Source organism: Longimicrobiaceae bacterium (assembly GCA_035696245.1).
Classification (GTDB): Bacteria; Gemmatimonadota; Gemmatimonadetes; order Longimicrobiales; family Longimicrobiaceae; genus DASRQW01.
In genome coordinates this window covers 1-21,685 of sequence record DASRQW010000295.1, presented here as the reverse complement: position 1 = coordinate 21,685, position 21,685 = coordinate 1, and the positions used below count along the sequence as shown (strand labels likewise).

General features: G+C 70.9%; 24 protein-coding genes. 23 read left to right on the top strand and 1 reads right to left on the bottom strand.

What is annotated here, in order from left to right:
• Positions 1-133: 133 nt before the first annotated feature.
• Positions 134-331: a hypothetical protein gene (locus tag VFE05_13800; protein HET6231143.1), complete on the bottom strand. Its 198-nt coding sequence runs from the start codon at positions 329-331 to the stop codon at positions 134-136.
• 397 nt (positions 332-728) lie between these two features.
• Between VFE05_13800 and VFE05_13795 the strand changes: the two genes are divergently transcribed.
• The 23 genes from VFE05_13795 to VFE05_13685 all read left to right on the top strand — a co-directional run bounded on the left by VFE05_13795 (position 729) and on the right by VFE05_13685 (position 21,645).
• Positions 729-1,067, top strand: a complete 339-nt coding sequence (locus tag VFE05_13795; GenBank protein ID HET6231142.1) for a zinc ribbon domain-containing protein — start codon at positions 729-731, stop codon at positions 1,065-1,067.
• A gap of 21 nt (positions 1,068-1,088) precedes the next feature.
• A complete protein-coding gene (gene argS / locus VFE05_13790; GenBank protein HET6231141.1) occupies positions 1,089-2,786 on the top strand; it encodes an arginine--tRNA ligase in 1,698 nt (565 codons plus the stop codon).
• 422 nt (positions 2,787-3,208) lie between these two features.
• Complete coding sequence (locus VFE05_13785; GenBank protein HET6231140.1) at positions 3,209-4,138, top strand: PfkB family carbohydrate kinase; 930 nt, start codon at positions 3,209-3,211, stop codon at positions 4,136-4,138.
• Complete coding sequence (gene purM, locus VFE05_13780; protein HET6231139.1) at positions 4,131-5,165, top strand: phosphoribosylformylglycinamidine cyclo-ligase; 1,035 nt, start codon at positions 4,131-4,133, stop codon at positions 5,163-5,165. The genes VFE05_13785 and purM overlap by 8 nt, the downstream gene beginning before the upstream one ends.
• Before the next feature lie 42 nt (positions 5,166-5,207).
• Entirely contained in the window at positions 5,208-6,269 is a 1,062-nt protein-coding gene (locus VFE05_13775) for a hypothetical protein (protein HET6231138.1), read from the top strand.
• A 2-nt stretch (positions 6,270-6,271) separates the two neighbouring features.
• Positions 6,272-7,366 carry a bifunctional diaminohydroxyphosphoribosylaminopyrimidine deaminase/5-amino-6-(5-phosphoribosylamino)uracil reductase RibD gene (gene ribD / locus VFE05_13770; GenBank protein ID HET6231137.1) on the top strand — a complete coding sequence of 365 codons (1,095 nt, stop codon included), beginning with the start codon at positions 6,272-6,274 and terminating at the stop codon, positions 7,364-7,366.
• Positions 7,367-7,371: 5 nt separating this feature from the next.
• Complete coding sequence (locus VFE05_13765) at positions 7,372-8,019, top strand: riboflavin synthase (GenBank protein HET6231136.1); 648 nt, start codon at positions 7,372-7,374, stop codon at positions 8,017-8,019.
• Positions 8,019-9,284 carry a bifunctional 3,4-dihydroxy-2-butanone-4-phosphate synthase/GTP cyclohydrolase II gene (locus VFE05_13760; protein ID HET6231135.1) on the top strand — a complete coding sequence of 422 codons (1,266 nt, stop codon included), beginning with the start codon at positions 8,019-8,021 and terminating at the stop codon, positions 9,282-9,284. The genes VFE05_13765 and VFE05_13760 overlap by 1 nt, the downstream gene beginning before the upstream one ends.
• A gap of 35 nt (positions 9,285-9,319) precedes the next feature.
• The gene (gene ribH / locus VFE05_13755) at positions 9,320-9,799 is read left to right on the top strand and encodes a 6,7-dimethyl-8-ribityllumazine synthase (protein HET6231134.1); all 480 of its coding nucleotides are present in this window, start codon (positions 9,320-9,322) and stop codon (positions 9,797-9,799) included.
• Positions 9,796-10,233 carry a transcription antitermination factor NusB gene (nusB, locus tag VFE05_13750; GenBank protein ID HET6231133.1) on the top strand — a complete coding sequence of 146 codons (438 nt, stop codon included), beginning with the start codon at positions 9,796-9,798 and terminating at the stop codon, positions 10,231-10,233. The genes ribH and nusB overlap by 4 nt, the downstream gene beginning before the upstream one ends.
• Complete coding sequence (locus VFE05_13745; protein HET6231132.1) at positions 10,230-11,396, top strand: glycosyltransferase family 4 protein; 1,167 nt, start codon at positions 10,230-10,232, stop codon at positions 11,394-11,396. Before nusB ends, VFE05_13745 begins: the two co-directional genes overlap by 4 nt.
• Positions 11,397-11,714: 318 nt before the next feature.
• A complete protein-coding gene (hprK, locus tag VFE05_13740; GenBank protein HET6231131.1) occupies positions 11,715-12,674 on the top strand; it encodes an HPr(Ser) kinase/phosphatase in 960 nt (319 codons plus the stop codon).
• Complete coding sequence (locus VFE05_13735; GenBank protein HET6231130.1) at positions 12,667-13,068, top strand: hypothetical protein; 402 nt, start codon at positions 12,667-12,669, stop codon at positions 13,066-13,068. The genes hprK and VFE05_13735 overlap by 8 nt, the downstream gene beginning before the upstream one ends.
• Positions 13,059-13,547: a PTS sugar transporter subunit IIB gene (locus VFE05_13730; protein ID HET6231129.1), complete on the top strand. Its 489-nt coding sequence runs from the start codon at positions 13,059-13,061 to the stop codon at positions 13,545-13,547. Before VFE05_13735 ends, VFE05_13730 begins: the two co-directional genes overlap by 10 nt.
• Position 13,548: 1 nt before the next feature.
• Positions 13,549-14,220: a PTS sugar transporter subunit IIC gene (locus VFE05_13725; GenBank protein ID HET6231128.1), complete on the top strand. Its 672-nt coding sequence runs from the start codon at positions 13,549-13,551 to the stop codon at positions 14,218-14,220.
• Positions 14,217-14,954, top strand: coding sequence for a PTS system mannose/fructose/sorbose family transporter subunit IID (locus VFE05_13720; GenBank protein ID HET6231127.1), 738 nt, complete (start codon positions 14,217-14,219; stop codon positions 14,952-14,954). Before VFE05_13725 ends, VFE05_13720 begins: the two co-directional genes overlap by 4 nt.
• Positions 14,955-14,965: 11 nt before the next feature.
• Positions 14,966-15,235 carry an HPr family phosphocarrier protein gene (locus VFE05_13715; protein HET6231126.1) on the top strand — a complete coding sequence of 90 codons (270 nt, stop codon included), beginning with the start codon at positions 14,966-14,968 and terminating at the stop codon, positions 15,233-15,235.
• 4 nt (positions 15,236-15,239) lie between these two features.
• On the top strand, positions 15,240-17,021 hold the full coding sequence (gene ptsP / locus VFE05_13710) for a phosphoenolpyruvate--protein phosphotransferase (protein ID HET6231125.1): 1,782 nt from the start codon (positions 15,240-15,242) through the stop codon (positions 17,019-17,021).
• A 63-nt stretch (positions 17,022-17,084) separates the two neighbouring features.
• Positions 17,085-18,263: a methionine adenosyltransferase gene (gene metK, locus VFE05_13705; protein ID HET6231124.1), complete on the top strand. Its 1,179-nt coding sequence runs from the start codon at positions 17,085-17,087 to the stop codon at positions 18,261-18,263.
• Between the two features lie 162 nt (positions 18,264-18,425).
• Positions 18,426-18,965 (top strand): bifunctional nuclease family protein, encoded by a 540-nt coding sequence (locus VFE05_13700; GenBank protein HET6231123.1) that lies wholly within the window; start codon positions 18,426-18,428, stop codon positions 18,963-18,965.
• Positions 18,962-20,080 carry a hypothetical protein gene (locus VFE05_13695; protein HET6231122.1) on the top strand — a complete coding sequence of 373 codons (1,119 nt, stop codon included), beginning with the start codon at positions 18,962-18,964 and terminating at the stop codon, positions 20,078-20,080. Before VFE05_13700 ends, VFE05_13695 begins: the two co-directional genes overlap by 4 nt.
• 10 nt (positions 20,081-20,090) lie before the next feature.
• Entirely contained in the window at positions 20,091-20,840 is a 750-nt protein-coding gene (gene recO / locus VFE05_13690; GenBank protein ID HET6231121.1) for a DNA repair protein RecO, read from the top strand.
• A 301-nt stretch (positions 20,841-21,141) separates the two neighbouring features.
• Positions 21,142-21,645, top strand: coding sequence for a hypothetical protein (locus VFE05_13685; GenBank protein HET6231120.1), 504 nt, complete (start codon positions 21,142-21,144; stop codon positions 21,643-21,645).
• The last annotated feature ends 40 nt before the right edge of the window (positions 21,646-21,685 follow it).

The window sequence follows — 21,685 nt, the reverse complement described above, 5'->3', positions numbered from 1 at the left end:
ACCGGGGTATCCGTGACAGACGAACAGATGGCCAGCATCCGACTTGAACGCGACGCCTTCCACGGTGAGTGGAACTATACGATCCAGCCGGACTCAAACCTCTGAATTGCACTGGTTATTAATTTACAAGCCCTTAGTCCGTGGCAGGCATCCGCGGGCAGCGCTGCGGGAAGCACGAGTCGCACGACAGGCCGTGGCTCTCGCCGCAGGCGAAGATCGTGCTGTCGTACGTGCCGGAGAGACCGTTCACCGTGCCGCGGCCGAGCTCCGGCGCTTCTGCCGCGAACGACGACACCTGGACCTGATCGAGGTCGAGCTTGAGCTTCTTCATCCGCTCTCCAATGATTGGGGTTGACGCCATCAGTATCCGTTCAGGGATCTTGGTAGTAATGCATCGTGCTCGCGACGGCAAGTGAGTGACGGTCTGGAGGCGCCACCGCACATCGCGTACATGTATTATCCTCGTTTGTTGGGACCATACTCCTGATGGATGGTTTCCTGATTTCGACGCATGGAGGATGGTGGCCGTTCTCCATCGCATGCGACTCATGCGGGGGCGTCCGAGCCGCACATGAACCGACGCCCCAGCGGACCCTGCGTCGACACCGAATGTCGGGGCGCGGGGTGCACGGACGCGCGCTCCGGCCGTTGGTTGCACCCCCCCGGAGCGCGGGTTAACTTACGCGGGTTTTGTCGGGGTCGAATCAACGCAGGTGTGAACAACCGAGATGCCAACGTACGAGTACCGCTGCCCTGGCTGCGGCAACGAGTTCGAGAAGTTCCAGAAGATGTCGGACGAGCCGGTGGCCGAGTGCACCTCCTGTGGCGCGGCTGCCACGCGGCGCATCTCCGGCGGCGCCGGGCTCGTCTTCAAGGGCTCGGGCTTCTACATCACCGACTACGCCCGCGGCGACGGGTACAAGAAGGCGGCGGAGTCCGACAAGGGCGGATCTTCGTCCTCCTCGTCCTCGTCCGACAGCTCGTCCTCCGCACCGGCGGAGGCGAAGCCCGCGGCCAAGAGCGAGCCCAAACCGGCGGAGTCCAAGCCGACTCCCAAGAGCGAATAAGCCGAGATAGAAAGCGGATAGATGCCGGTTCAGAAGCTCCAGCAGGAGATCTCGCGCGTGCTGGGCGAGATGGGCGTGGACGCGGACCACCCCGTGGCCCTGGAACGCCCGCGCAACCCCGAGCACGGCGACTGGGCGAGCAACGTCGCCATGACGCTCGCCAAGAAGCTCGGCCGCCCGCCCCGGCAGATCGCGGACGAGCTGGTGGCGCGCATCGGCGCGTCTGCGGCGGGCATCCGCTCTGCGGAGGTGGCGGGGCCCGGGTTCATCAACTTCCGGCTCGCCACGGACTACCTGCGCACCGGCCTCGCGGAGATCCTGTCGCGCGGCGACGAGTACGGGCGCGGGGATGACGGGCAGGGACGCAGGGTGGCGGTGGAGTTCGTCTCCGCCAACCCCACCGGCCCGCTGCACATCGGCCACGGGCGGCAGGCGGCGCTGGGTGACGCCGTCTCCGAGCTGCTGGCGTGGGCGGGGTGGAGCGTGCACCGCGAGTTCTACTACAACGACGCGGGCGAGCAGATCAACCGCCTCACCCGCAGCGTGTGGACGCGCTACCAGCAGCAGCTGGGCGCGGACCTGCCGTTTCCCGAAGACGGCTACCAGGGCGAGTACATCTCCGACATCGCGGCCGAGTTCCGGGCCGAGCACGGCGACCAGTTCCGTGACGACGAGTCCACCGGGGCGATGGAGGCCATGCGGGTGTTCGCCGTGCGCCGCCTGCGCGCCGAGCAGAACCGCGACATGGACGACCTGCGGGTGCACTTCGACTGCTTCTACCTGGAGTCGTCGCTGTACACCGAGGGGCGCGTGGAGGACACCCTCGCGCGCCTCCAGGCGACGGGGCTGGCGTACGAGAAGGACGGCGCGCTGTGGCTGCGGACGACCGAGTTCGGCGACGACAAGGACCGGGTGATGGTCAAGAGCACCGGCCATCCCACGTACTTCCTGCCGGACGTGGCCTATCACGTGACCAAGTGGGAGCGCGGCTTCCACCGCGCCATCAACGTGCAGGGCGCCGACCATCACGGCACCGTGGCCCGCGTGCGCGCCGGCCTGCGGGCGCTGGGCATGCCTGAGGGTTACCCCGAGTACGTGCTGCACCAGATGGTGACGGTGCTGCGCGGCGGCGTGGAGGTGAAGTTCAGCAAGCGCGCGGGCGACTACGTCACGCTGCGCGACCTGTTCGAGGAGGTGGGCGTGGACGTGACGCGCTACTTCTTCCTCATGCGCCGCGCCGAGGCCCAGCTCACGTTCGACCTGGACCTGGCGCTGGACCAGAGCGACAAGAACCCGGTCTACAAGATCCAGTACGCCCACGCGCGCATGAGCTCCATCTTCCGCCGCGTGGGCGTGGAGAAGGACGCGATCAGCGCCGCGGCGGCGGACCTGGAGCTGCTGAGCGACGAGACGGAGACGGAGCTGGTGAAGCTGCTCCTCCGCTTCCCGGAAGAGGTGGCGAGCGCGGCCGAGCTGCACACGCCGCACGCCATCTGCGCGTACCTGGAAGAGGTGTCGGGCGCGGTGAACTCGTGGTACCACGCGGGCAACCGCAACCCGGCGCTGCGCGTGGTGGGCGTGGACGAGAACCTGTCGCGCGCCCGGCTGGTGCTCGCGCGAGCGGTGCAGGTCGTGCTGCGCAACGGCCTGGCGGTGCTGGGCATCGGCGCGCCGGAGCGGATGGATCGCGAAGCGCCGGAAGCGGTCGCTACGGCCTGATCGCAGTTTCGCATCCTCCAACACTGCATGCGGTTCGGGGGATGTGGCGCGTGGCGATGGGGTGCCCCCTCCCCCGGCCCCTCCCCCGCAAGCGGGAGAGGGGAGACCAGAAGCGCGGGGCCGTAAGATGGGGTGCGGGCGGCTGGGGGCCCGAAAGCGGGACGATGGTGCGGTGGCAGCCCACGCAGGTGGGCTTCGCGCCGTCGTAGCCCGCGGCTTTAGCCGCCCGGGGCGATGCTGCCGGCACCCATGCCGACGGAGTAGGCATCTGGCCCGTCCGCGGGTGGATGGCGGATGGGCAGGCGGGACATCGAACGTACGAAGACAACGACGCGTCCGGGCACGGGCGGCGGCGCTCCATGCGTGGACGTCCGTCCCGTGCCCGCGGCCTTGAACTCCCCACTTTGCGGATACCTCCTATCATGTCCCTTCTCGTCGTCGGCAGCGTCGCGCTCGACACCGTGGAAACGCCCTTCGGCCGCGCGGACGACGCGCTGGGCGGCTCGGCCACCTTCTTCAGCGCCGCTGCGTCGCTCTTCGCGCCCGTGCAGCTGGTGGGCGTGGTTGGCGACGACTACCCCGTGGACGCGCTCAGCTTCCTCTCGGACCGCGGGGTGGACCTGGGCGGGCTGGAGACGGCGCAGGGCGAGAGCTTCCGGTGGAGCGGCGTGTACAGCTTCGACCTGAACTCGCGCGAGACGCTGGAGACGCGGCTGGGCGTGTTCGCGGACTTCGCGCCGCGCATCCCCGAGGAGTTCCGCGACGCGGAGATGGTCTTCCTGGGCAACATCGACCCGGTGCTGCAGCTGGACGTGCTGGACCAGATCCGCAAGCCGAAGTTCGTGGCGTGCGACACCATGAACTACTGGATCGAGTCGAAGAAGGACGACCTTCTCCGTCTCCTCGCCAAGGTCGACCTGCTGCTGGTGAACGACGGTGAGGCGCGCGAGCTGTCCGGTGACTTCAACCTGGCGCGCGCGGCCAAGTGGATCCAGGCGCGCGGCCCGCGCTACCTCATCATCAAGAAGGGCGAGCACGGCGCGATCCTCTTCACGCCGAACTCCGTCTTCTTCGCGCCGGGCTACCCGCTGGAGGAGGTGTTCGACCCCACCGGCGCGGGCGACTGCTTCGCGGGCGGCTTCATGGGCCACCTGGCGCAGTGCGGCCGGCTGGACGACGTGGACCTGCGGCGCGCCGTGGTCTACGGCAGCGTGATGGGCTCGTACGCCTGCGAGAAGTTCTCGGTAGACCGGCTGCGAGACCTGACCACGGAAGAGGTGGAGGAGCGGATGCGCTCGTTCCGCGAGATGACGGTGTTCGACCTGCACGTGGGCGCCGAAGCCGGTGTCTGAGACCGGGCTGTCGTACCGCGACGCCGGCGTCGACATAGACGCGGCGCACGTCGCGATGCGCGGCGTGGCGGAGCTGGTGCGCTCCACGGCCACGGCAGACACGCTCTCGTCCCTCGGCTCGTTCGGCGGCCTGTACCGCGTGCCGGGCGACGTGGCCCGCCCGGTGCTGGTCGCCAGCACGGACGGGGTGGGGACGAAGCTGAAGGTGGCGTTCATGGCCGGGCGGCACGGCACGGTGGGCGAGGACCTGGTCAACCACTGCGTGAACGACATCCTCGTCCAGGGCGCGCGGCCGCTCTTCTTCCTGGACTACGTGGGCCTCGGAAAGCTGACGCCGGGCACGGTGGAGACGCTGGTGGAGGGCATCGCCCGCGGCTGCCGCGCCAACGGCTGCGCGCTGCTGGGCGGCGAGACGGCGGAGATGCCGGACATGTACTCGCCCGGCGAGTACGACCTCGCCGGCACCATCGTCGGCGTGGTGGACGAGGCGCGCGTGATCGACGGCTCCGCGATCCAGGCGGGAGATGCGATCGTCGCGCTCGCGTCGTCCGGACTCCACACGAACGGCTACTCGCTCGCGCGCCGCATCGTCTTCGACCGCATGGGCTTGTCTGTAGATGATGCGTTTCCGGACGAGGACGGCAGCGTGGCGGACGTGCTCCTGCGCGTCCATCGCTCGTACCTGAAGCCGCTGACGCCGCTCATCGAGCGCGGAGAGGTCCGCGGGCTGGCGCACATCACCGGCGGCGGGCTGGTGGACAACGTGCCGCGCATCCTTCCGGATGGGCTGGACGCGCGGTTCGACCTGTCGTCGTGGGAGGTGCCGCCGGTGTTCCGCGTCCTCCAGCGCGAGGGCGGGGTGGAGCGGGACGAGATGTTCCGCGCCTTCAACATGGGCGTGGGCATGGTCGCCGTCGTCTCCCCCGACCGCGCGGACGCCGTCGTGGCCGAGCTTTCCGCGGCGGGCGAGCGTGCGTGGGTCGCGGGCGAGATCGTGCCCGGCGCTCGCTCGGTCGTGCTCGCGTAGCCGATGAACCGAAATCGACAGAACTCCGGACGTATGATGGATATGAAGCGCATCACCCTGGCAACGCTCGCGCTCGGCCTGGCCGCCGCGCCCGCGGTCGCGCAGGAGTCGCTGGCCGCACCGTGCGGGAATCCCGGCCTGCCGCAGACGGCGCAGGAGACCTGCTACGCCGTGGCGCAGGCTGCCGTGTCTGCGCAGCCGCAGCTCGGGATCCTGATCGCGAGTGGCAACCCGACGCTGGGGACGGCGAGCACCGGCGGCATCCATCTCGGCATCCTACCGCGCGCCAGCCTTTCCGTGCGCGTGAACGGCGTGTTCGTGCGCCTGCCGGAGATCATCGCCAGCCAGGCGGGCGGATCGACCAAGGCGCTGAACGACCGGCTGGGCGTGCCCGCGCCGGCGCTCGGCGCGAACGCGTCCATCGGCGTCTTCCCCGGCGTGAGCGTGGCGCCCACCATCGGCGGCGTCGGGGCGATCGACCTTGTCGGGAGTGCGACGTGGCTGCCGCTGCGCATCGGCAGCAAGCGGTTCGGCGGCTCGTCCACCTCGTACGGCGGCGGCGTCCGCGTGGGCCTGCTGCGCGAGTCGTTCACCACGCCCGGCATCTCCATCACGGAGACGTACCGCAAGCTGGGGACGGTGGATTTCGGCAGCGTCTGCACGGGCGGAGAGAGCCCGGCGGGACCGTCCACCAGCTTCTGCACGGGCGGCGGCAACCCGGGCGAGATCCACTTCGACCTGACGAACTGGAGCACGCGCGCGGCCATCAGCAAGCGCCTGCTGGGCCTGGGGCTGACGGGCGGGATCGGCTACGACCGGTTCAGCAGCGACGTGTCGTACGCCGTGCGCTACGACGATCCGACGGCGCCGGCGACCGGGAACGGCTCGACGCGCATCTACCGTCCCGCGGGGTCGAAGCTCACCAGCAGCCGCCTCTCCGCCTTCGCGGACGGGTCGCTCACCATCCTCGTCGGCACGCTGGCGGCCGAGGCGGGGTGGATGCGCGGCGGCGACCCCATCGCGGGATATCAGCAGGGCAGCGGCGGCTTCGACCCGAAGAAGGGCACGTTCTTCGGCAGCGTCGGCTTCCGCCTGTCGCTCTAGCGGTGGCGGACGGCGCGCTCGGGCCCGACGACGCGCTGTGGATGCGGCGAGCGCTGGACCTGGCGGTGCGCGGCTGGGGACGCGTCGCGCCGAACCCGATGGTCGGCTGCGTGATCGTCCGCGACGGGAACGTCGTCGGTGAAGGCTGGCACACGGAGTACGGCGAGCCGCACGCGGAGGTGGAGGCGCTGCGGGCGGCGGGAGATGCGGCGCGGGGCGCGACGGCGTACGTGACGCTGGAGCCCTGCTCGCACTTCGGGAAGACTCCGCCGTGCACGGATGCGCTGATCGCCCCGGGAGTCTCCCGCGTCGTCTACGCCGCGGCCGACCCGAATCCGAAGGCCGCGGGCGGAGCGTCCGTCCTCCGCGATGCAGGGATCGAGGTTACGGGAGGAGTGGAGGAGCAGGCGGCGCGGGACGTGAACGCGGTCTTCTTCCACGCACACGGGAACTATGCCCGGCCGTTCATCGCCCTCAAGCTGGCGCTGACGCTGGATTCGCGTATTGCGGATCGCGACCGGCGCTCGGTCTGGATCACGGGCGAGGAGGCGCGGGCCGAGGTGCACCGCCTGCGCGCGGGGTTCGACGCCATCGGCGTGGGCATCGGCACGGCCGAGGCGGACGACCCGCAACTCACGGTGCGGGGCCCGCTCCAGCCCAGGAAGCCGCCCATCCGCGTGGTATTCGACCGGCATCTCATGCTGCAGCCGGACAGCTACCTGGCACGGACCGCGGCGCAGGTGCCGGTGATCGACTTCTGCGAGTTCGTCCCGACGGGCGGGCGGTTGAACGCCATGGACGATGCGGGCGTGATCGTCCTTCCCGGCGACGGCCTCACGGACTGGCTGTGGATGCTGCGCCAGGAAGGTGCCCGCTCGCTGCTCGTGGAAGGCGGCGCGGGGCTGGCGGGTTCGCTGCTGGATGCGGAGGTGGTTGACAGGCTGTACATCTTCTATGCACCCGTGCTGCTCGGCCCCCAGGGGCTGGACGCGTTCGGGCGGATCGGCAGCCCCGCGATCCACGAGGCGCACCGCTGGCGGCGGCTGGACACACAAGCGTTCGGCGCCGACACCCTGATCACCCTGGCTCGCGAGTAGCAGCGTTGTTCACCGGCATCGTGGAAGAAGTAGGCACCATCTCGTCCGTCACGCCCGAGGGCAACGGCGTCGTCATCGCCATCGCGGCCGAGGCGGTGCTGGAGAATCTTGGCCTGGGCGACAGCATCAGCGTGGACGGCGCGTGCCAGACGGTGACGTCGCTCACCGGCGACGGCTTCTCCGTGCAGGCGGTGGCGACCACGCTGGGACGCACGACGTTCGGCGCGTTCAAACCCGGCCAGCGCGTCAACCTCGAACGGGCGATGCAGCTGGGCGCGCGGCTCGGCGGCCACATGGTGCAGGGGCACGTGGACGGCGTGGGCCGCGTGACGCGCATCGACCCGCAGGAGGAGCTGGTGCTCATCGACTTCACCGTGCCGCCGGAGGTGGCGTCGGTGACGGTGCTGCACGGCTCCATCACGCTCAACGGCATCAGCCTCACGGTGAACGACCTGCCGGAGCCGGGCACGGTGCAGGTGTCCATCATCCCCTTCACCTGGAGCCACACCGCCATCGCCGACCTGCGCGAGGGCGACGGCGTGAACGTGGAGGGCGACATGATCGGCAAGTACGTGCGCCGCCTCCTGGGCGCGCCCACGGGCGGGCAGGCGGCGCAGGACGGCGGGGAGCTTCTGAAGGCGTGGGGGTATTGATGGCCGAGACGCCCATGCCGCGGCGCGACGAGCAGGTCCCGGACGAGAGGGTGGAGAAGATGCCATTCGACAGCGTGGAAGAGGCGCTGCAGGACATACGCGACGGGAAGATGGTGATCGTGGCCGACGACGAGGACCGCGAGAACGAGGGCGACCTCGTCTGCGCTGCCTCGGCGATCACGCCGGAGATCATCAACTTCATGGCCACGCACGGCCGCGGCCTCATCTGCCTCGCCCTCACCGCGGAGCGGGCGGACGAGCTTGACCTGCGGGCGATGAGCGACCACAACACCGAGGCGCAGGGCACGGCGTTCACCGTTTCGGTAGATGCGGCGGCGCGTTTCGGCGTGACTACGGGGATCAGCGCGTCGGACCGCGCGAAGACGATCCAGGTGTGCATCGACCCGGAGAGCGTGCCCATGGACCTGCGGCGGCCCGGCCACGTCTTCCCGCTGCGCGCGCGCGCGGGCGGCGTGCTCCGCCGCGTGGGGCAGACGGAGGCGTCGGTGGACCTGGCCCGCATGGCGGGGCTGACGCCGGCGGGCGTGATCTGTGAGATCCTGAACGATGACGGGACGATGGCGCGCCGGCCGGAGCTGGAGGAGTTCGCGGCCAAGCACGGGCTGAAGTTCATCACCGTCGCCCAGATCGTCGCGCACCGCCTGAAGCGCGAGCGCCTGGTGCACCGCGAGGTGGAGGCCGTCATCCCCACCCCGTTCGGCGAATGGCGCATCATCGCCTACCGCAACGAGGTGGATCAGCACGACCACGTGGCGATGGTGAAGGGCGAGGTGGAGGGCGCCGGCGAGGTGCTCGTCCGCATGCACTCGGAGTGTCTGACCGGCGACGTGTTCCACTCCATGCGCTGCGACTGCGGCGAGCAGCTCGACGCCGCCATGCGGCGGATCGACCAGGAGGGGCGCGGCGTGATCGTGTACCTGCGCCAGGAAGGGCGGGGGATCGGGCTGGTGAACAAGCTGCGCGCGTACAACCTGCAGGACGAGGGGATGGACACCGTGCAGGCCAACGAGGCGCTCGGCTTCCTGCCCGACCTCCGCGACTACGGCATCGGGGCGCAGATCCTGCTCGACCTGGGGCTCACCACCGTGCGCTTCCTGACCAACAACCCGAAGAAGATCGTCGGACTCGACGGGTACGGGCTGTCGGTGGCGGAGCAGGTGCCGCTGGAGATCGCGCCCAACCCGCACAACCACGAGTACCTGGCCACCAAGCGCGACAAGATGGGGCACCTGCTGCCGGCGTGAGCCGGGAGATTCCATATTCGGGAGACGGGGACGGGATGATCGAGCACAGCGGGTTCCTCCGCGGCGACGGACGGCGCTTCGGCATCGTCGTGGGCCGCTTCAACGAGCTGGTGACGAAGCAGCTGCTGGCCGGCGCGCGCGACTGCCTGCTGCGCCACGGCGTGGACGACGACGCGATCGAGGCCGTGTGGGTGCCGGGCGCGTGGGAGATTCCCGGCGCGCTGCGGCTGCTGGAGCGCACCGGGCGCTTCGACGCGCTGATCGCGCTGGGCGCCGTGATCCGTGGCGGCACGCCGCACTTCGACTACGTGGCGGGCGCGGCGGCGAACGGGACGGCGGCGGTCGGCGCGGACGCGAAGGTGCCCGTGGTCTTCGGCGTGCTGACCACCGACAGCATCGAGCAGGCGATCGAGCGTGCGGGGACCAAGGCGGGCAACAAGGGCTGGGACGCGGCGATGGTGGCGCTGGAGATGGCCGACCTGTACGCCCGCTTCGCGGCGGAGGAAGCGAAGTGAGGAACCGCAGCCGGGCCCGCGGCTGGGCGCTCCAGGCGCTGTACGCGTGGGAGGTGAAGGGCTCCACGGTCGATTCGGGGATGCGGGTTCTCACCGAGCTGTTCGACGAGCTGCGCGTGTCCGCCTCCAACCGTCCCTACGCGGAGATCCTGGTCCGCCTGGTCGTCGCCAACATCAAGCAGATCGATTCGGACATCGAGGAGTCGCTGACCAACTGGCGGATGAACCGCCTGGCCGTCATCGACCGCAACGTGCTGCGCCTGGGTGTGGCGGAGATGCGCTTCGTGGACGACGTGGCGCCGCGCATGACCATCCGCGAGATGGTGCAGCTGGCGGAGAAGTACGGGACCAACGAGAGCCCGCGCTTCGTGAACGGCGTGCTGGACGCGGTGATGCGCCGCATCGCTCCCGGGGAGGCCGCGGGCGCTCCGTGAAGGTCCTGGTCGTCAACTGGCAGGACCGCGAGAACCCTCTGTCCGGCGGCGCCGAGACGCACCTCCACGAGATCTTCGGCCGGCTGGCGGCGCGCGGGCACGAGGTGACGCTGCTCGTCTCCGGCTGGGAGGGTGCCCCGAAGCGGGTGCAGCTCGATGGGATGGACGTCCACCGCGTGGGCTCGCGCCACACGTTCAACGTCGTCTGCCCCGGCTACTACCGGCGGCATCTCGCCGAGCGGGGATTCGACGTGGTGGTGGAGGACCTGAACAAGGTGCCGGTGTTCGCGCGGTTCTGGTCGCGCAGCCCGCTCGTCCTGCTCGTCCATCACCTGTTCGGCACCACGGCCTTCCGCGAGGCGGCGGCGCCGTTCGCCGCGGCCACCTGGCTGCTCGAACGTCCGATCGGCCTCGTATACCGCGGCGTGCCGACCGAGGCGGTGTCGGAGAGCACGGCGGACGACCTGGTGGCGCGCGGTCTGCGCCGAGAGGACATCGCCATCATCCACAACGGCGTGGACCTCGCCGTCTTCCACCCGGACCCGGCGGTGCATCGCGCGACCGAGCCGACGTTCCTCTTCATCGGCCGTCTCAAGCGGTACAAGCGCGTGGACCTGGCGGTGGAGGCGATCGCGCGGCTCAAGGGTGAGGGCGTGGCTGCGCGCTTGCAGATCGCCGGGCGCGGGGACGAGGAGCCGCGGCTGCGTGCGCTCGTGGAGCGGATGGGGCTGGAGGACCGGGTGAGCTTCGAGGGCTTCGTGAGCGAGGAGCGCAAGCGCGACCTGATGCGGCGCGCCTGGGCGACGGTCCTCCCCTCGCCGAAAGAGGGCTGGGGGATCACGAACATCGAGGCGGCGGCGTGCGGCACGCCCGCCGTGGTCAGCGACTCGCCCGGCCTGCGCGAGTCGGTCGTTCACGGGCGCACGGGCTTGATCGTTCCCCACGCGGACGTGCCCGCGCTGGCGGACGCGCTGCGGTCCCTCGCCGCCGACCGGGCGGAGATGGAGCGCCTGGGTCGCGGCGCGCTGGAGTTCGCCGCCGGGTTCACATGGGATGCGTCGGCGGAGCAGACGGAGGCGCATCTGGAGGCGGTGATCGCCGGGGCGAGGGGGGCCCCCTCCCCCAGCCCCTCCCCCAAAACTGCCTGGGGTAGGGGAGCCTGATCTTCGCGATTCCGGTCCGGTGTCGCGGCGGAGAGGCGGGTGGACGCGCAGGTCCGCGCCCTTCGATGCCGCAATGTCGGGTCCGAATTTCGAAGCTTGCGCTGCTGTCTCGGTAGGGGGGCACCTGTGTGTGCCTCCGCGTTTCCGTAGCGAGGATGTCGCGGCGCGGATATGGTGTCGCGGCGGATGGACGGGCGGACACGCAGGTCCGCACCCTACCGGCCGGAGGGTTGGGGTGGGTCGGCAGGAGGGGAACGGCAGTGATGGCCGGTGCCGGCACTTGGAGGGAACCCCGCACTACAGGGAGGCCGTAAGATCTTGCGCCCACTCACCGTCGACGAGCTTCTCCGGACCAAGAAGGACGCGCTCGCGCTGGAGCTGCTGACCGACGAGCGCGGGCTGGCCCGCGAGATCGGCGGGCCCGACATCTCCAGTCCCGGCCTGGTGCTCACCGGCTACACCGAGCGCTTCCCCGCGGACCGCATGCAGGTGCTGGGGGAGACGGAGGTCGCCTTCCTGGAGTCGCTCGACGACGAGCGGCGGCACCACGCCATCAGCGAGTTCTTCGCCTTCACCCCGCCGGTCGTCTTCATCACCAAGGGCCAGGAGCCTCCCGACGGGATGATCGCCATCGCCAACGAGCGCGGCACGCCGGTCATCCGCACGGCGCTGAAGACGGCGGAGTTCTACACGCGCATCAAGCCGTTCGTGGAGGAGCGCTTCGCGCCGTCCACCACCATGCACGGGTCGCTGGCGGACGTGTACGGGGTGGGCCTCTTCTTCATGGGCCGCAGCGGCATCGGCAAGAGCGAGACGGTGCTGGACCTGGTGGAGCGCGGTCACCGCCTGGTCGCCGACGACCTGGTGATGATCTCCAGACGCGGCAACGAGGTGCTGATCGGCAAGGGCCACGACCTCCAGCGGCACCACATGGAGATCCGCGGCGTGGGCATCATCGACGTCCGCAAGCTCTTCGGCATCCGCGCGATACGGCAGCAGAAGCGGGTGGAGGTGGTCGTGCAGCTCGAGGTGTGGGACGAGGGGGCGACGTACGACCGGACTGGGCTGGACATGCAGACGATGGACATCCTCGGCGTGCCGGTCCCGAAGGCGGTGATCCCGCTGGTGCCGGGCAAGAACATCACGGTCGTGTGCGAGGTGGTGGCGATGAACCACCTGCTCAAGTTCTCGGGCGTGAACTCCGCCGTGCTCTTCAACCAGCGGCTTCAGGCCCGGATGGGCGGCGCGTCGGAGTACCTGGAGGAAGACTATGAGTGAGCCGGTGCGTGGGGTGGTGGTGGCGCACAGCAGCCTGGCGAACGGGCTGGTGGCCGCCGCGCGCCAGATCTCGGGCGCGGGCGAGGACGCGCTGGTGGCGCTCAGCAACGACGCCTGCGGGCCCGAGGCGTTGCAGCGCGACCTGAACGAGGCCATGGGCGCGGGCCCGGTGATCGTCTTCACCGACCTTGTCAGCGGCAGCTGCGCCATCGCGGCGCGGCGCATCGCCCTGGAGCGGCCGGAGACGGCCCTCGTGTCGGGCGCTAACCTGCCTCTGCTTCTGGACTTCATCTTCCAGCGCGAGCTGCCGCTGGCGGAGCTGGCGCAGCGGCTGGTGGAGAAGGGCAGGGCGGGCATCACCGCGAGCTGCCGCGAGGCGCCGGCATGCCGATAGTGCTCTTCCGGGTGGACGAGCGGCTGATCCACGGCCAGGTGGTGGTGGGCTGGGGAGGCCCGCTGCACGCCGACCGCATCGTCGTCGCCGACGACCCCATCGCGGCCAGCCCCTGGGAGCAGGAGCTGTACTGCCTGGGCGTGCCGCCGGAGATAGAGGCGAGCTTCCTCTCGGTCGACGAGGCTCTGGCGCAGATGCCCGGCTGGCGCGCGGACGCGTCGCACCGCACCATCGTCCTGGTGCGCGACGTGGCGACGGTGGCGCGCATGGCGGCGGACGGCGGCCTGCGCGGCGACGAGGTGAACCTGGGCGGGATCCACCACGCGGAGGGGCGCACGCGCGTGCTGCCGTACCTGCACCTGAACGCGGACGAGGTGGCGCAGCTGCGCGCGGCTGTGGGGAAGGGCGTGACCTTCTCCGCCCGCGACTTGCCCGGCTCGCGGCGCGTGCCGCTCGAAGAGCTGGCGGCGGGGCAGTGACGTGAATCCCGGCCCCGGCACCCTGGCTGCCGCGTCGCTCGTGGGCGGAGTGGCCGCGCTCGACGCCACCTCGCTGGGCCAGGTGATGCTGTCGCGCCCCATCGTCGCGGCCACCCTCGGCGGCGTCCTGGCGGGCGATCCCGTCCGCGGCGCGCTGCTGGGCGCGGTGCTGGAAGCGCTGCACCTCGGCGTCCTCCCGGTCGGTGCGTCGCGCTACCCGGAGGGCGGCCCGCCCGCCGTCGCGGGCGGCGTCGCGTTCGCGGTGAGCACGGGCTCGTGGATGGCGCTGCTGGTGACCGTCGTCTGCTGCATGCTGTGGGAGTGGGTGAGCGGCGCGACGGTGCAGCGCCTCCGCCAGATGAACGTGCGCATCGCCGTTCCCGCGGCGGACGAGGAGATCGACGTCGCGTCCATCGAGCGGCGCCACCTGCGGGCGATGGCGATGGACTTCGGCCGCGGCGTGGCGCTGACGCTGGTGGCGATGCTCCTGTTGATGGGCATCCTCCGTCTCCTCCCGTCGTTCGACGGGAGCGACGAGCGGGTCGCTCGGCTGGCGCTGGCGGCGGTGGCGGCGGCGGGGATCGCGGCAGCGCTGCGGCTCTTCGGCACGCGGCGCTGGCCGCTCTTCCTGGCGGGCGCGGCGGGCGGCGCGGCGCTGCTGTGGCTGCGATGAGCGCGCTGGGTCCCGGGGTGCGGAGAAGGCTGCTGCTGCGCAGCTTCGCGGTGCAGGGGTCGTGGAACTACCAGACCCTGATCGGCACGGGTTTCGCATTCCTGCTGCTCCCCGCGCTGCGCGCCGTGCACGGCCACGACCCCGTGAAGCTGCGCGCCGCGCTGGCACGCCACGCGGAGCTCTTCAACAGCCACCCGTACCTGGTGACGGTGGCTGCCGGCGCGGTCGCGCGGCTGGAGGCAGACGGCGCTCCGCCCGAGCTGGTCCTGCGCTTCAAGAACGCCCTCCGCGGCTCGCTGGGCTCGCTGGGCGACCGCCTGGTGTGGCTGGTGTGGCGGCCGGCGAGCGCGCTGCTGGGGCTGTGCGTGTACCTGGCCGGGGCGCCGTGGTGGGCCGGCGCCGCGGCCTTCCTGCTGGCCTACAACGCCCTGCACCTGCCGCTGCGCGCGTGGGGCCTGCGCTTAGGGCTGCGCGACGGCATCAACGTGGGCCGCGCCTTGCGCGAGGCGCCCCTCCAGCGCCTGGGCGACCGCGCGGCGGACGCGGGCGCGGTGCTCTCCGGCCTGGGCGCGGTGCTGGCCTTCGGCGGGGCGGGGGCGCGCGGGACGGAGTACCTGATCGGCGTGGCCGCGGCCGCGGCGGGGATCGCGCTGGGCCTGCGGGTTCGTCCCGTGGCCTTCGCGGCCCTGCTGGCGGTGCTCGCGGCCTCGCTCCTATTCGTACGCACCTCTTGACGGGCCCGGGGATGGAACACAGCTCAGAGGTCACGGTCGTCAACAAGTACGGCCTGCACGCGCGGCCCGCGGCCGAGCTGGTGAAGCTCGCCAACCGCTTCGGGGCCGACGTGTGGATCCGCAAGGACGAGGTGGAGGTGAGCGCCAAGAGCATCATGGGCGTGATGATGCTGGCCGCCGAGTGCGGCTCGCAGGTGCAGATCCGCGCGCAGGGCGACGACGCCGAGCAGGCGGTGGGCGCCCTCGTGGAGCTGGTGCGCAACCGCTTCGGCGAGGATTGAGGCCGTGACCCTGGTCCGCGACGGCATCCCGGCGGCGCCGGGGATCGTGATCGCCCCCGCGCGCGTGCTGCGCTGGGAGGTGCCGCGCGTTCCCCACGGCGTCACGGTGGCGCCCGGTGACGTGGAGGCCGAGATCGCGCGCTTCCTGGACGCGTGCGAGTGGGCCAAGGAGCGCATCCGCGAGCTCCAGGCGCGCACCGTGGAGCGCATGGGCGAGGTGGAGGCGCAGATCTTCGAGCCGCAGGTGCTGATGCTCGAGGACGCCGACCTGATCCAGGGCACCATCGGCTACATCCGCGAGAGCCACCTCAGTGCCGAGCGCGCGTTCGAGTGGCGGGTGCTGGAGTGGGAGAGCGCGATGTCGCACACCTCCCATCCCATGGTGCTGGACCGCCTGAACGACCTGGCGGACGTGCAGACGCGGGTCCTCCGCCGTCTGCTGGACCTCCCAGATCCGGACCTCACCGCCCGCAGCGACCAGAAGGTGGTGCTGGTGGCGCGGGAGCTGACGCCCAGCCTCACCGTGCAGCTCGACCCGCGCCAGGTGGTGGGCATCGCGACCGACCTAGGCACGCGCACGTCGCACTCGTCCATCCTGGCGCGGTCGATGGACATCCCCTGCGTCGTGTCGCTGGGCGACTTCAGCGAGCACGTGCGCGAGGGCGACGAGCTGGTGCTGGACGGGCGCTCGGGCCGCGTGATCGTCCTCCCCACCGAGGAGGACAAGGAGACCTACCGCGAGCGCGACTTCCAGATCCGCGAGTGGGAGCAGGAGCTGGTGCTCCTCGCGCACCTGGAGCCGGTCACGCGCGACGGCCTGCGGGTGGAGCTGCGGTCCAACATCGACTTGCCGGGCGAGGCCGTCTCGGCCAAGGCGCACGGGGCGGACGGCATCGGCCTCTACCGCACCGAGTTCCTGGTCGTCGGCCGCGGCACGGCGCCGGGGGAGGAGGAGCAGTACCGGGCGTATCGCCAGGTGGCGGACGCGTTCCCCGGGCAGCCGGTGGTCATCCGCACCTTCGACCTGGGCGGCGACAAGTTCCCGGCGTTCCTGCACATGCAGCCGGAGGAGAACCCGTTCCTGGGCTGGCGCGCCATCCGCGTGTGCCTGGACGAGCCCGCCATCTTCCGCACGCAGCTCCGCGCGCTGCTGCGGACGATGCCGCACGGCGACGTCCGCATCATGATCCCGCTGGTCAACGAGGTCGCCGAGGTGCTGGCGACGCGCAAGCTGATCGAGTCGTGCATCGAGGAGCTGGCGGCGGAGGGGATCCCCATGCCGCGCAAGTACGTCCTCGGGGCGATGGTGGAGACGCCGGCGGCGGCGCTGTCGTCGCCCGAGCTGGCGCGGTACGTGGACTTCTTCTCCATCGGCACCAACGACCTCACGCAGTACACGCTGGCGGTGGACCGCGGCAACTCGCGGCTGGCCCGACTCTACAACCCCTTCCACCCCGCCGTCGTCCGCCTCCTAGCGATGACGGCCGACGCGGGCCGGGCGGCGGGCATCGAGGTCACCGTGTGCGGCGAGCTGGCGGGCAACCCGCTGGGCGCCTTCATGCTGATCGGGATGCAGGTCAGCTCGCTCAGCGTGGGCCCTTCTGCGCTGGCCGAGATCAAGAAGGTGATCCGCTCGGTGAGCCACGCCGACGCCGCCCTGGCGGTCGCCGAGGCGCTCAAGGCGGAGACGCCCGACCAGGTGATGCGCATCCTCTCCGGGCACCTGGGCCAGGTGCTTGACCTGGGCAAGCTCACCGGGTCGTGGAGCTTGTCGGAGCCCGCCTGACGGCGTATCTTGCCCCGCTTTCGCAGCATCCGTAACCAACCATCACACAACACAGGAGCGGTCGTGGCTTCGAACCGCCAGCTTTTCACCTCGGAGTCCGTGACCGAGGGACACCCCGACAAGATCGCCGACCAGATCTCGGACGCAGTGCTCGACGCGATCCTGGAGAGCGACCCCACCGGCCGCGTGGCCTGCGAGACGCTGGTCACCACCGGCCTCGCGGTCGTGGCGGGCGAGATCACCACCGACACGTACGTGGACATCCCCGCGCTGGTGCGCGGCACGCTCAACGGCATCGGGTACACCGACGCCAGCTACGGCATCGGCGGCAACACCTGCGGCGTGATGGTGGCCATCGGCAAGCAGAGCCCCGACATCTCGCAGGGTGTGGACGTGGGCGGCGCGGGCGACCAGGGCATGATGTTCGGCTTCGCGAGCGACGACACCGACGTGCTGATGCCGCTGCCCATCCACCTGGCGCACCGCCTGGCCGAGCGGCTGAGCGACGTGCGCAAGAACGGCAAGCTCCACTGGCTGCGGCCCGACGGGAAGAGCCAGGTGACGGTGGAGTACGAGGGCGACCGCCCGGTGCGCATCGACACCGTGGTCATCAGCACGCAGCACGCCGAGGACGTGACCAACGAGGAGATCCGCGAAGAGATCATCGAGAAGGTGATCGTCCCGTCGCTGCCGGCGGAGCTGCTGGACCTGGACTCGTGCACGTTCCACATCAACCCCACCGGCCGCTTCGTGATCGGCGGGCCGCACGGCGACGCGGGGCTCACGGGCCGCAAGATCATCGTGGACACGTACGGCGGCATGGGCCGGCACGGCGGCGGCGCCTTCAGCGGCAAGGACCCGACCAAGGTGGACCGCTCGGCGGCGTACGCGGCGCGGTGGGCGGCCAAGAACATCGTGGCGGCAGGCCTGGCGCGGCGCTGCGAGATCCAGCTGGCCTACGCCATCGGCGTGGCCGAGCCGGTGAGCGTGCGCGTGGACACGTTCGGCACCGGCACGGTGGGCGACGAGGCGATCGAGAAGGCGGTGCGCGACGTGTTCGACTTCCGCCCGGGCGAGATCATCAAGGCGCTCGACCTGCGCAAGCCGATCTACAAGCCCACCGCGGCGTACGGCCACTTCGGCCGCCAGTCCGTCGAAGCCGGCAACGGCACGCCGGTGGTGCTGTTCCCGTGGGAGCGCACCGACCGCGCGGACGACCTGCGCACGGCCGCGGGGCAGTAGCCCGCCGGAGGGCTCCCCTCCGGATCCGCGGCGCACGCACGCCGCGGCCCGAAGCTTGAGGGACCACGCGCCGGGGCAGGTTCCGGCGCCCGAGCGACCACCGAGGTGGCGGCGCGTGCGGACCTCCGCAGCGCCGCCACCTCGCGCCATTTGGACGGCAGCATGATCAAAGTCAGGGTACAGAGCCTGGGGCTGGACCAGAGCACCAAGTCGCCCGTCGTCATCCTCCAGGAGGCGGGGGGCGAGCGCGTGCTGCCCATCTGGATCGGCCCGGCCGAGGCGAGCGCCATCGCCATGGAGATGGCGGGGATGCGCTTCCCGCGCCCGCTCACGCACGACCTCTTCCCCGCGCTCATCCGCGGGCTGGGGGGCACGCTCACGCGCGTGCTCATCACCCGCGTGCAGGAGAACACCTACTTCGCCGAGCTGGTGATCCAGCGCGGCGACGAGGTGTTCACGGTCGATGCGCGCCCGTCGGACTCCATCGCCATCGCCCTGCGCACGCAGTCGGACCTGTACGCCGACGACGAGCTCCTGACCGCCACGACCATCGAGATGCACTCGCCGGAGCCGGACGAGACGGCATCGGACGACGACGACGAGAGCGAGGGCGGCGAGCCGAAGCCGAAGCTCAACCCCGAGCAGCTCCAGGAGTACCTGCGCAAGCTCAACCCCGAAGACCTGGGACGCTTCAACCCGTGACCCTGTTCCGACCGAACTTCCGCGCCGCCGGCCCGGCCTGCGCGGCGCTGCTCCTCCTGGCGCTGCTCGCCCTTCCCGCGGCCGCGCAGCAGACCCTGCGCGGCCACGTAGTGCGCGAGTCCGGCGGAGTGGGCGGCGTGCCCGTGACGCTGCACCGCGTGACCCGCACCGCCTCCGGCCCCGTCGCCAAGACCGTGACGTCGCCCGACGGCTCGTTCGCCGTCGCCGTCCCCTCCGTCTCGGCCGACGCGGGCTTCACCGTCTTCTTCGCCACGGCCGAGGTGGACGGGGTGCGCTACTTCGGCCCGCCGCTGCACGCGGGCGACGCGCGCGACGGCTACCGCCTCCAGGCGTACGACACCACCTCCGCCCCCGCGGCGGTGGACTCGGTGCGCATCGCCCGGCGCGACGTGGCGCTGATCCCCGAGGCGCAGGGCGGGTGGGAGGTGGGCGAGATCGTGCGCGTGGACAACCGCTCGCACCGCACCATCGTGCCCGGCAGCAGCAAGCCGGTGTGGAGCCTGCCGGTGCCGCACGGCATCACCGCGTTCGAGGTGGGCGAGGGCGAGGTGGTGCAGGGCGAGGTCGCGCACATGGGCGACCGCGTGTACATCACCGCGCCCATCACGCCCGGCGCGCGCGAGCTGTTCATCCGCTACCACGTCCTAGCCGGCCGAAGCTCGCTGCCCATCCAGGTCGCCAGCGCGACCGACTCGCTCAACGTCTTCATCCGCCAGCCCGCGCCCAAGGCATCCGTCGCGGGCCTCTCCGGCCCGAAGCCGTTCGCGGCGGACAGCGAGAAGTACGTGCAGTTCAACGGCGCGAACCTGCGCCCCGGCGCCCGCGTCGTCCTCTCCTGGGACGTGCCCACGCCCGCGCCCGTCGATCCCAAGATCGCCGCCATCGCCGTCGCGGGGCTGCTCCTCCTCGCCGGCGCCGGCGTCGCGATCCGCCAGTCCGGCCGCGCGTCGTCTCCCCCGAACGACACGGGAGATGCGATGCGGGACGATACGCCGGCGGACGGCGATTCGTCCGACGACGCGTGGAAGGCCCCGCCCGCGGCCGTGGGCGGACAGGCGTACGACGGCTCCGGGTCCGGCGCCGAACCCCGATAGGAAGGCCGCCGTGCCGCTGGTCACCACGCGCGCCCTCGTCCTCCAGGCGTTCCCGTACAGCGAGACCAGCAAGATCCTGCGCCTCTTCACCTGGGATCACGGCGTCCGCTCCGTGATGGCGAAGGGCGCGCTGCGGCCCAAGAGCCGCTTCGGCGGCGTGCTGGAGCCGTTCACCGAGGGCAGCGCGTCGTTCTACCTGAAGGAAGGGCGCGACCTGCACACGCTGGGCGGCTTCGACCTGGTCCGCAGCAGGCAGGCGCTGGGCCGCAGCCTGGCTGCCTTCGCGGGCGCCTCGCTGCTGGTGGAGATCGCCCTCCGCAGCGCCACCGAGGAGCCGCACCCGGCACTGTTCGAGGCGCTGGTCGCCGCCTGGGACGACATCGCCGCCGCGGCGGCCGCCGGGGCGGACGAAACGGAGCGGGCGGTGTTCGCCGGCGTGTGGACGGTCGTCGGCCTGCTCGGCTTCGAGCCGCAGACGGACGTGTGCGTCTCCTGTGGCCGCGTGCTGGAGCCGGACGAGGCCGTGCGGTTCGACGTGCAGGGCGGGGGAGTCGCCTGCACCCGCTGCCGCCCCGTGGGCCGCATCTTCGACCCCGCCGCGCGAGCCGAGCTTCGCGCGATGGTGCGCGGCGAGCCGGTGGAGCGGCTGGGGAGCACGGGCGTGCACCGGGCGCTGCTTCGCGCCTTCCTGGAGGCGCAGCTGGCGCACGACCGCCCGTTCCGCTCGCTGGAGCTCTTCGTCCGCCCCGCGGAACCGTGACGCAGAGGGTGGCACTCCCGGGCCGCCAGGGGGTACGCGTCTCCCTGTGCACCCCGCTCGCCGCCGGATCGCGGCGGGCGCCCGGAGATGCAGATGCGGGCCGGACGCGAAGCTGCCACGCCCGCGCGTAACACCAAACCGAAGCCGCACTTTCGCTTCCGCCGCCCCCTCGCGGAGCGGCCGGGTGTTCCTTGATTCCGCCGGGCGGCGCGGGTATACTGCGCACGTCCGGGCACACACGTTCCCCGCTTCCCCCACGCCGGAGGAGTAGCACCGTACCCACACGAACAGAGAGGTGCCGATGAATCGCGCGCCCGCTGTTCTGCTCCTCCTTCTCGTGATCTACGGGTTTCTCTCCCCCCCGAAATTGCGGGCCCAGGACCCGGAGGAGTCGCTGCCGGCACAAGCGGCAAAGGGCTTCCGCCTGGAGCAGAACTCGCCGAATCCCGTCAACCCCGAGACGTGGATCCCGTTCTACCTGGAAGAGAGATTGTTCAAGGATGGACAGCCGGGGGTCGTCTCCATCCGCATCTACAACGTGCTTCGTCAGCTGGTAGCGGTGCCCACGGCGGTAGGCCACCCGCGGGGCAAGGACGTGAAGGTCACCAACCTCCGGTACACGCAGCCAGGGCGTAAGCTGGCGTACTGGGACGGGAGGGACCTGAACGGCAGAAGAGTGCCATCCGGGCTGTACTACTGCGAGCTGGTGGTGAACGACAAGAACGACTTCATCCGCATCGTAGTGGTCACGCCCAAGCGCAGGTCTCGTTTCCTGCCGCCGTTCATAGGAAGAAGCCGGTCCTGACCGAGTTCCCGGTCGCGGGCCGGCTTCTTCGTCGTTCCGG

What these genes read in the sequence shown, in the direction of transcription:
- VFE05_13800 (HET6231143.1), bottom strand. Translation starts at nt 331, where the DNA reads ATGAAGAAGCTCAAGCTCGACCTCGATCAGGTCCAGGTGTCGTCGTTC.
- VFE05_13795 (HET6231142.1), top strand. Translation starts at nt 729, where the DNA reads ATGCCAACGTACGAGTACCGCTGCCCTGGCTGCGGCAACGAGTTCGAG.
- VFE05_13760 (HET6231135.1), top strand. Translation starts at nt 8,019, where the DNA reads ATGGCCGAGACGCCCATGCCGCGGCGCGACGAGCAGGTCCCGGACGAG.
- ribH (HET6231134.1), top strand. Translation starts at nt 9,320, where the DNA reads ATGATCGAGCACAGCGGGTTCCTCCGCGGCGACGGACGGCGCTTCGGC.
- VFE05_13785 (HET6231140.1), top strand. Translation starts at nt 3,209, where the DNA reads ATGTCCCTTCTCGTCGTCGGCAGCGTCGCGCTCGACACCGTGGAAACG.
- VFE05_13700 (HET6231123.1), top strand. Translation starts at nt 18,426, where the DNA reads ATGATCAAAGTCAGGGTACAGAGCCTGGGGCTGGACCAGAGCACCAAG.
- VFE05_13775 (HET6231138.1), top strand. Translation starts at nt 5,208, where the DNA reads ATGAAGCGCATCACCCTGGCAACGCTCGCGCTCGGCCTGGCCGCCGCG.
- VFE05_13730 (HET6231129.1), top strand. Translation starts at nt 13,059, where the DNA reads ATGCCGATAGTGCTCTTCCGGGTGGACGAGCGGCTGATCCACGGCCAG.
- VFE05_13715 (HET6231126.1), top strand. Translation starts at nt 14,966, where the DNA reads ATGGAACACAGCTCAGAGGTCACGGTCGTCAACAAGTACGGCCTGCAC.
- VFE05_13685 (HET6231120.1), top strand. Translation starts at nt 21,142, where the DNA reads ATGAATCGCGCGCCCGCTGTTCTGCTCCTCCTTCTCGTGATCTACGGG.
- VFE05_13720 (HET6231127.1), top strand. Translation starts at nt 14,217, where the DNA reads ATGAGCGCGCTGGGTCCCGGGGTGCGGAGAAGGCTGCTGCTGCGCAGC.
- VFE05_13735 (HET6231130.1), top strand. Translation starts at nt 12,667, where the DNA reads ATGAGTGAGCCGGTGCGTGGGGTGGTGGTGGCGCACAGCAGCCTGGCG.
- argS (HET6231141.1), top strand. Translation starts at nt 1,089, where the DNA reads ATGCCGGTTCAGAAGCTCCAGCAGGAGATCTCGCGCGTGCTGGGCGAG.